The 2,314-nt window shown below is 46.8% G+C and carries 2 protein-coding genes; both read left to right on the top strand.

Annotation, left to right across the window (positions count from 1 at the left end; translation table 11 throughout):
* Window positions 1-86 precede the first annotated feature (86 nt).
* Complete coding sequence (gene gatA, locus ACH2DQ_RS27965) at window positions 87-1,568, top strand: Asp-tRNA(Asn)/Glu-tRNA(Gln) amidotransferase subunit GatA (RefSeq protein WP_395028732.1); 1,482 nt, start codon at window positions 87-89, stop codon at window positions 1,566-1,568.
* On the top strand, window positions 1,565-2,314 hold a 750-nt coding region (gene gatB / locus ACH2DQ_RS27970; protein ID WP_395028733.1), incomplete at its 3' end, for an Asp-tRNA(Asn)/Glu-tRNA(Gln) amidotransferase subunit GatB. The genes gatA and gatB, both read left to right, overlap by 4 nt.

The raw sequence follows: 2,314 nt of genomic DNA on the forward strand, positions 1-2,314 counted from the left end.
AGTCGCCAAATGGACGCGCCAGCGTGTCCGTTTGGCTCGTTGCTCGCGGGAATAAGATAAGTCCGTTATAGTGAGAGGAGATTTTTATGGTGAGTATAAAAAGTCTGACAGCCCTGGAACTGGGAAAGAAGATTAAGAAAAAAGAAATATCTGTAAAAGAAGCCGTTTGTGCATCGCTGGCGCAGATCAGAGAAATAGAAGATAAGGTGCATGCCTATGTATCTGTGGATAGAGAAGGGGCACTGCGAAGGGCAGATGAGGTACAAAAAGAGATTAGTACAGGAAGGCTGCAGGGTCCTCTGGCGGGCGTGCCGGCAGCCATAAAGGATAATATCTGCACAAAAGGGATTCCCACAACATGCAGTTCTAAGATGTTGGAGAATTTTGTTCCAGGATATTCTGCCCAGGCAATTTATAACCTGGAAGAAGCAGGCGTGATCGTTTTGGGAAAAACAAATATGGATGAGTTTGCTATGGGAAGCACCACAGAGACATCAGCATTTGGCGTTACCAGAAATCCCTGGAATATCCGGCATGTTCCGGGAGGTTCCTCGGGAGGGTCCTGTGCAGCAGTGTCAGCAGAGGAATGTTTCTTCGCACTTGGTTCGGATACGGGGGGATCTATACGCCAGCCAAGTTCGTACTGCGGAGTTACGGGGCTAAAACCCACTTACGGAACTGTTTCCAGATATGGATTGATCGCCTATGGTTCCTCACTGGATCAAATCGGTCCGGTAGCAAAGGATGTATCTGACTGTGCAGCCATTCTGGAGACCGTGGCCTCTTATGACAAAAAAGACAGTACGTCCGTCCTCAGGGAAAGTTATGATTTTACATCGGCATTACGAGAGGATGTAAAGGGCATGCGCATTGGAATACCGGCAGACTATCTGGGGAAAGGACTGGATAACCAGGTGAAAGAGGTTGTCCTTAAGGCGGCAGATGTACTTCGGGAAAAGGGAGCAATCGTGGAGGAATTTGACTTAAAGCTGGTGGAATACGCTGTGCCGGCGTATTATGTCATTGCTTCGGCAGAGGCTAGTTCCAACCTCTCCAGGTTCGACGGAGTGAAATACGGCTACCGTGCGCCGGAATATCAGGGGCTGCATGATATGTATAAGAAAAGCCGATCCCAGGGCTTTGGAACTGAGGTGAAAAGGCGTATTATGCTGGGTTCCTTTGTATTAAGCTCCGGATATTACGATGCATATTATCTGAAGGCACTTCGCACTAAGGCTTTGATAAAACAGGCATTTGATGGGGCATTTCAGAAGTATGACGTTATCCTGGGACCCACGGCTCCATCTGCAGCACCAAAGCTTGGGGAAAACCTTGGGGATCCGCTGAAAATGTATCTGGGGGATATCTATACAATTTCAGTAAACTTGGCAGGGCTTCCCGGAATTTCAGTACCTTGCGGCAAGAATACGCAGGGGATGCCTATTGGAGTTCAGTTTATAGGAGATTGTTTTGAAGAGAAAAAAATCATCCGGGCAGCTTACAGTTTTGAACAAAGCAGAACTTATGAAGCGCCTCAGATGGTACGAATTGAGGAGAAATGCCCATGAGTAAAAAGTATGAAACCGTAATCGGACTGGAAGTCCATGTGGAATTGGCTGCAAAAACGAAAATTTTCTGTTCCTGCCAGACAGCATTTGGGGGTGCACCCAATACTCATACCTGCCCCGTTTGTGCAGGAATGCCTGGAAGTCTGCCGGTTCTGAATAAACAGGTAGTGGAGTATGCACTGGCGGTGGGGCTTGCTGCAAACTGTAAGATTAACCAGTATTGTAAATTCGACCGTAAAAACTATTTTTATCCCGATAATCCACAGAACTACCAGATTTCACAACTGTATCTGCCAATCTGCTATGACGGTGGGATAGAGATTGAAACGGAGAGCGGAAAGAAAACCATTGGAATCCATGAAATCCATATGGAAGAGGATGCGGGAAAACTGATTCATGATGAATGGGAAGACTGTTCATTAGTGGATTATAACAGAAGCGGGGTACCTCTGATAGAAATCGTTTCCGAGCCGGATATGAGAACTGCCCGGGAAGTAATAGCTTATCTGGAAAAACTGCGGTTGATGATTCAATATCTTGGAGCCTCGGATTGTAAGCTGCAGGAGGGGTCCATGAGGGCGGATGTCAACTTGTCTGTAAGAGAAGCCGGAACAGAAAAACTGGGCACACGTACAGAAATGAAAAACCTGAATTCCTTTAAGGCTATTGCCAGGGCAATTGAAGGAGAACATGCCAGACAGATCGAATTGCTGGAGGAAGGCAAAAGTGTCATTCAGGAAACCAGG

It is taken from the genome of Robinsoniella sp., assembly GCF_034124845.1.